Source organism: Pseudomonas sp. SG-MS2, assembly GCF_009933855.1.
GTDB lineage: Bacteria > Pseudomonadota > Gammaproteobacteria > Pseudomonadales > Pseudomonadaceae > Aquipseudomonas > Aquipseudomonas putida_E.
In genome coordinates this window covers 1-6,155 of sequence record NZ_MOMO01000130.1, presented here as the reverse complement: position 1 = coordinate 6,155, position 6,155 = coordinate 1, and the positions used below count along the sequence as shown (strand labels likewise).

Annotated in this window: 9 protein-coding genes and 1 pseudogene; 5 read left to right on the top strand and 5 right to left on the bottom strand. The window is 58.4% G+C overall.

Going from position 1 to position 6,155, the window contains the following annotated elements; translation table 11 throughout:
* Positions 1-37 precede the first annotated feature (37 nt).
* Complete coding sequence (locus tag BLX42_RS11270) at positions 38-352, bottom strand: hypothetical protein (protein WP_161871777.1); 315 nt, start codon at positions 350-352, stop codon at positions 38-40.
* Between the two features lie 362 nt (positions 353-714).
* Here BLX42_RS11270 and BLX42_RS11265 point away from each other — a divergent pair, with 362 nt between their 5' ends.
* Positions 715-1,047: a potassium channel family protein gene (locus BLX42_RS11265; RefSeq protein WP_204917966.1), complete on the top strand. Its 333-nt coding sequence runs from the start codon at positions 715-717 to the stop codon at positions 1,045-1,047.
* A 259-nt stretch (positions 1,048-1,306) separates the two neighbouring features.
* Positions 1,307-1,477: a hypothetical protein gene (locus tag BLX42_RS26535; RefSeq protein ID WP_158621136.1), complete on the top strand. Its 171-nt coding sequence runs from the start codon at positions 1,307-1,309 to the stop codon at positions 1,475-1,477.
* 35 nt (positions 1,478-1,512) lie between these two features.
* Here BLX42_RS26535 and BLX42_RS11260 read toward each other — a convergent pair whose 3' ends face one another.
* The 4 genes from BLX42_RS11260 to BLX42_RS11245 form a co-directional block, all read right to left on the bottom strand.
* Positions 1,513-1,782 (bottom strand): DUF6555 family protein, encoded by a 270-nt coding sequence (locus tag BLX42_RS11260; RefSeq protein WP_046786216.1) that lies wholly within the window; start codon positions 1,780-1,782, stop codon positions 1,513-1,515.
* 102 nt (positions 1,783-1,884) lie between these two features.
* Positions 1,885-3,075 carry a zinc-dependent alcohol dehydrogenase gene (locus BLX42_RS11255; protein ID WP_161871776.1) on the bottom strand — a complete coding sequence of 397 codons (1,191 nt, stop codon included), beginning with the start codon at positions 3,073-3,075 and terminating at the stop codon, positions 1,885-1,887.
* A gap of 60 nt (positions 3,076-3,135) precedes the next feature.
* Positions 3,136-3,348: a general stress protein gene (locus tag BLX42_RS11250; RefSeq protein WP_046786214.1), complete on the bottom strand. Its 213-nt coding sequence runs from the start codon at positions 3,346-3,348 to the stop codon at positions 3,136-3,138.
* A 170-nt stretch (positions 3,349-3,518) separates the two neighbouring features.
* The gene (locus BLX42_RS11245; protein ID WP_161871775.1) at positions 3,519-4,070 is read right to left on the bottom strand and encodes an ATP-dependent Clp protease proteolytic subunit; all 552 of its coding nucleotides are present in this window, start codon (positions 4,068-4,070) and stop codon (positions 3,519-3,521) included.
* A 208-nt stretch (positions 4,071-4,278) separates the two neighbouring features.
* Between BLX42_RS11245 and BLX42_RS11240 the strand changes: the two genes are divergently transcribed.
* The 3 genes and pseudogenes from BLX42_RS11240 to BLX42_RS11230 form a co-directional block, all read left to right on the top strand.
* A complete protein-coding gene (locus tag BLX42_RS11240) occupies positions 4,279-5,196 on the top strand; it encodes a DUF72 domain-containing protein (RefSeq protein WP_161871774.1) in 918 nt (305 codons plus the stop codon).
* The gene (locus BLX42_RS11235; protein ID WP_125924144.1) at positions 5,193-5,978 is read left to right on the top strand and encodes an endonuclease/exonuclease/phosphatase family protein; all 786 of its coding nucleotides are present in this window, start codon (positions 5,193-5,195) and stop codon (positions 5,976-5,978) included. The genes BLX42_RS11240 and BLX42_RS11235 overlap by 4 nt, the downstream gene beginning before the upstream one ends.
* A pseudogene (locus BLX42_RS11230) lies at positions 5,975-6,155 on the top strand (cardiolipin synthase B); the annotation flags it as partial. The gene BLX42_RS11235 and the pseudogene BLX42_RS11230, both read left to right, overlap by 4 nt.

Genomic DNA, 6,155 nt, shown 5'->3' with positions numbered 1-6,155 from the left:
ACTAAACGGCGAACTTAATGGCAAGAGCCATGATGAGTTACACCACTTCCTGGGACACGATCAGCCCCGCAGCGCAGCTATGCACAATGAAGGTGTCGTATGTAGGCCCCTTGGATTTCCACGGCCTGGCCCATCCGGCATAAACCAGCAAAAGGACGATCGCGATCAGTTCAGCTTGCGCAGTCATGAACCATACATTCGCAAACGCCATACCCGCTGATAACGATTTTTCGTGGCCCAGCAAAATAGTAAATAAGCTGGCTACACCGAGCGGCAACCAGATAGCTATCCCAGCGGCCACCAGCAGGCAACGCTGCCCTAGGTGTGTTAATCGATGTGCGGTGGTGCTCATTCCTTGATCTCCATAAGGTGGCCGCTTTCCCGGGCCATCAACTTCCATTTCCATTAACCTAATGGGCGTTGTTTCAATTACCTTGGGTGTGTGATAACCGTCAATCATTGCATAGTCGGAGTAGATCGCCCAACTGATTGACCTTAATCAGGTGGTGGCCAGGCCTGATTTGCACGGCGCCTACCCTTTACGATATTCTTTAAAGTTATAACTACACTAAATATTCATTTAGTGTAGTTATAAAAAAGGGGCTGAGGGAGGATTGTAAAGCGCCTGCCCGACCTGTTTGCTCCAGTGCGCGATGAAAGTTGTGCCAAACTCCCTGTCAAGCATCCGCCTGCATTCTCCAAGGAACTTATGCCATGCGAGCAATGAAGGACCTTAGGCGCAACTTCGTCCGTGAGTTCTGGCGCGGACTGGCCATCGTCTGGCCAATCGTCTCGCTGTTACTGATATTCATGGCCCTGCTCGGCTGGGTTGTTGGGATGCGGGAAGGCTGGCCCTTGGGAGATGGCCTGTATTTTTCCTTCGTGACAGGTTTGACGATTGGGTATGGTGACTTGGTACCTAAAGATGGGTTGGCTCGTAGCCTGGCTGTTGTGATCGGAATGGCTGGCATCGTAATGACTGGATTAATCGTTGCGGTGGGCGTCCATGCGTTGCGCAAAGCACTGGAAGATCAAGGCATTCACTAACGGCCGTTGCCCGGCCGACTTTCACAGCGTCAGCCAGCCGCTCTTGGTCCGGCAGGCTCAAGCGCCCTCCTCGCCTTTGGCCCTCAAGCCGCGATCCCCCCAACGGCATGGTTTCGGTAGCACCGGCAATTGCGCCGCAGCCAACAAGCCAGGTCGCGCCCATGGGCAATGACCCATTGGTCGGTATTTTCAGGACGCAGGCTGATCATCCGTAGCTCGATCACACTCCAAACTGTATCTGACGCCAAGGAGAACCGTGATGAACCAACTAATGAAAATGGGTGGCGGTAACGTCCAGGATGACTGGCCTGAGCTGGATCCGGGCCAGCCTGACGATCGGGTGGACGACCCGGATGCTGACCCGAATGTCACCGACGATGAGGAAAATCGTCCAGGCGTACCAGCAAGCGATCCCGAGTCAGGCGCTTGACCTTAGGGAGCGGGCAAAAGCCCGCTCCTTTTCCCTCAACTGCTAATCGCAGAGTCACTGACCGGCTGGTTGGGTTTTCCCCCGGACAGCCGCCAACTCACTGCGGTAATCCCATAGCGCTCAGCCATTGGCCTGCTGACTTTCTTGATTTTTTCGCGACCGAACTTGGGAATGATGCCAATACCCGCATCACAACTGGCCCAGTGCCAGGCTTCGGTGTTGTCCATCCGCTCCATGCGGATGATGAAACTGCGTGGTTCGCCACGCAGTTGGTAGTCAATGATGTACAGCTGGGGGTTAGGCATCACGGGGCCCTCCTCTTCTCCATGGATGACTCATTCATTGAGTGATGCCCGCCAGGAAAGATTCAAAATAATTGTCCAACAATTCACCCCACACCACTCCCCTCAAGGCAACGGTTCGAGTGCAGCGCCAGGTACCAGGATCACCTTGCGGCAGCGCTCCTGCTGCTCATCGAACAGTTCGTAGCCTCGCGCGGCATCTTCCAGCGCCAGCCGGTGAGTGATGATCGCTTGCGGGTTGAGCCGGCCTGCCTCGATGTGTTCGAGCAACTCCGGCAGGTAGCGATGGACATGCGTCTGGCCCATGCGGAAAGTCAGGCCCTTGTCGAAGGCGTCGCCGAACAGGAAGCCGTGAATGAAACCGGCATAGACCCCCGGCACGCTTACCACGCCACCACGGCGAACCGCAGCGATGCTCTGGCGTAACGCCTTGCCGCTGCTACCTTCGAGTTTCAGGGCCGTCAGCACGGTTTCGGTGGTGCTGCCTTTGGCTTCGAAGCCCACGGCATCGATCACTGCATCGACGCCCCGCATGCCGCGCGTCTGGCGAATGATGGTGTCGGCAGGATCGTCGTCGTGGGCAAAGTCGATAGGAATTACGCCGTAGGCCTGATGAGCATAATCCAGGCGATAGCCGCACTCATCGACCATGAAAATCTGCTCTACCCCCAGCATTCTTGCACAGGCCGCCGACAGCAGCCCGACCGGCCCTGCGCCATAGATGGCCAGCGAAGCGCCCTGTCCGACCTCTGCGTTGAGCACCGCCTGCCAGGCGGTGGGCAGGATATCGGAAAGGAACAGCAGCTGATCATCGGCCAGGTGCCCCGGTACCTTGAACGGCCCGGTGTTGCCTTTGGGAACGCGTACGTAGTCGGCCTGGCCACCTGGCACCCCACCATACAGGTGGCTGTAGCCGAACAAGGCTGCACCCGGCGGGATGACTTTCTTGTTGAGAATCGCCCCGTGGCCCGTATTGGTGGTTTCACAGGCCGCGAACAGCTGGTGCTGGCAGAAGAAGCAGCCGCCGCACGCGATCACGAACGGGATCACCACCCGGTCACCGGGGCGTACGGCTGTCACTGCGCTACCAACGTCTTCGACGATCCCCATGAACTCGTGGCCGAGTATATCGCCCGTCTCGACCAAAGGGATCTTGCCACGATAAAGGTGCAAGTCCGAGCCGCAGATGGCCGTGGCGGTCACACGCAGAAGGATATCGTCATCTTCCTGCAGCTCCGGTTCTGGCACGTTGTCGACACGGACATCGCCAGCGCCGTGATAGGTCAATGCGCGCATGCTTGAGTCTCCCTAAGAGGACATCGGACGAGGCCGACAGGCCTCGGCTAACGCGACTGTTCAATTCGGCTGGCGGCCTCCACCATGGCTGTTCTGCCCGCCCTTGCGGCCAGCTTGTGAGGCGCGCTCTCTATCATTGGCAAAGTTGCCGCCCGACGCCTGCCCGCCCTTCTGGCCTGCACGGGAAGCCCGTTCACGGTCATTGGCAAAGTTGCCCGGGTTGGTTTCCTTGGTGCCGCCACGTTGTCCAGTCCGCTCTTGATCACGAGCCATGTCGTTTCTCCTTGCGATGGGATGGTTGGACGCATGAATCTTTGCCATACCCTTTTTCCGAACCGCCGATGCGCAGGAATGCTCAATTCCATCGTGGGCAGGCGACCGGTGGCACGAAACACCGCCCGGAGAAATGTTTGCGCGCTCCCTTCTTGCCGGTGCTGCGAGCCTTACGCATGCACACTCCACTGTGTCACTTGCGCCTCGATCGGCATTTCATCGATGGCATGGATCAGGCCGCTCTTCAGTGCCTCCTGAGGATCCAGTATTCGCGGATAAGCCATCAGGTAGCGTTGAACGTCCAGTGCTTCGGCGCTGCCAGCGGTTCTTTCAATGACGATCTGGGCATACAGCCGCAAATCATAATCCAGGCTCATCGCATACTCGGCCATACGCGCATGGTCCACCGCGCCATGCAGGGTCCAGTGAAACGGGTGAAACAGGAACTTGCTCATGGCGCAGGCGGTACGGTGCTCGCCCGCCAGAAACAGGATGTTGCCCATCGATTCGACGGTACCGAGGTTGTGCGTGTGCACAGGTACAGGCAAGGCACGCAGGAAGTTGTACAAGGTAAACCCATAGCTGCATTCGCCGCCCATCGTGGCGATGTTCAACTGAAGCACATCGCCCCCCTGCTGCATCACCTTGGAGCAGGTACTGATCAGGTTGCCGCAGGTGGATGAGTTGATCGGGCCGGTGAAGTGAATGATGTGTCGGGCCATGTTTGCCTCCAGGTTCGCGGGTCATTCCCGTGTGCCGAACAAGCCTCCCATTGCGCCATCGCAACGTATTCGTCAGGTCTGCTTTTCGGTGGAAACGTGCGCGGGTGCAAAGTTCCCAGGACACAGCCAGTCACCACTGGTCAACCATCCTGAACCGTTTGTGGTCGCTGCGTGTCGCTAGTGAAGGGACAGCAATGAGGACCACAGTGTGAGCGAGATCCGCATCGGCATATCCGGATGGCGCTATGGCCCCTGGCGCAAGGACTTCTACCCCAAGGGCCTGCGGCAGGACGATGAATTGGCATTTGCCTCGCGCGCCGTCAACAGCATAGAAATAAACGGGTCGTTCTATAGCCTGCAGACACCGGAACGCTATGAGCGCTGGCGGGACGATACGCCGGAAGACTTCGTCTTTTCAGTCAAAGGGCCCCGCTATATCACGCATGGCCGGCGTCTCAATGACATCGAAGAGCCGCTGGCGAATTTCTTTGCATCGGGCCTTTTGTTGCTGGGAGACAAGCTGGGGCCGATTCTGTGGCAGTTTCCGCCGAACATGAAATTCGATGAGGATCGTTTCGAGCGGTTCCTCGCGCTATTACCTCACGACCTCGAGGCGGCGCACGCCTGTGCCCGCAACTGCGCTGAGCGTTTACGGAGTAATGGCGGCACTGCCATCGAAGGCAATGCACGTATGCGCCACGCAGTAGAGATTCGTAATGAGAGCTTTTTGTGCGAGGCGTTCGTGCGCATGCTGCGCAAGTACCGGGTGGCGCTAGTAGTCGCCGACAGCGCGGGAAAGTGGCCCTCTGTCGAGGATGTGACCGCTGATTTCGTCTACCTGCGTCTGCACGGGGATGTCGAGCTTTACAGCAGCGGGTATACCGCACGCGCCTTGCGCCGCTGGAAGCAGCGGATCGAATGCTGGAGTCGCGGCGACCAGCCGGACGATGCCCGCCTGATAGTCGATCAGCCGCCACCCCGGCGTGCGTCACGGGATGTGTATTGCTATTTCGACAACGACCAGAAGGTACATGCACCTTACGACGCACGCCGTCTTCTGGACAAACTGGATCTGAACGGCCACTTGGTGACAGAACCGGGTGTGACACCGCAGGTGCAATTGTGAACAAGACACTGCAAACACCCGCCAGCATCATCGACCAGGCCACCGCAGTACATCGTCTCAATGTATTGACGATCAACGTGCACAAAGGCTTCACCGCGCTGAACCGGCGTTTCATCCTGCCCGAGTTGCGCGAGGCGGTTCGAGCCACCGATGCCGATCTTGTGTTCCTGCAGGAGGTGCACGGCAGCCATGAGCACCATGCCGTGCGCCATCCCGCGTGGCCCGAAACCCCGCAGTATGAATTTCTCGCCGACAGCATGTGGCCGCAGTTCGCCTATGGCCGCAATGCCATTTACCCGCATGGCGATCATGGCAACGCGCTGCTGTCGAAATTCCCCATTGCCGAGCACCGCAACCTCGATGTGTCGATCCATGGCAACGAACAGCGCGGCTTGCTGCACTGTCGCCTGGAGGTGCCCGGCCACGAATCGGTTCATGCAGTCTGCGTGCATCTGGGGTTGCGTGAAGCCCATCGGCAGCGCCAGGTAAGCCTGCTGTTCGACTTGCTCGACAGCTTGCCCGCCGATGCACCGGTGATTGTCGCCGGGGACTTCAACGACTGGCGCTTGAAGGCCGACGCTGTGCTCTCGCAACGCCTGGTAGAAGCGTTCGGTGAGCACTTTGGTAGCCCGGCCCGCAGTTTCCCCGCGCGCCTGCCGCTGCTGCGGTTGGACCGTATCTACTTGCGCAATGCCAAACCGGGCAAGGCGCAAGTGTTGTCCCATTATCCCTGGTCGCATTTGTCTGACCATGCCCCATTGGCTGCGGAGATCAACCTGTGAACAAACCTTGGGTGGATGGCAACAGTGTCGAGCTGTTGATCAATGGCGAAGGCTTTTACCCCCGCGTGTTCGAGGCCATGGCTCAGGCGCGCGAAGAAATCCTGCTTGAAACGTTCATCATCTTCGACGACAAGGTCGGCCAGCAGCTGCAACGGGTGCTGATCGATGCGGCGCGCC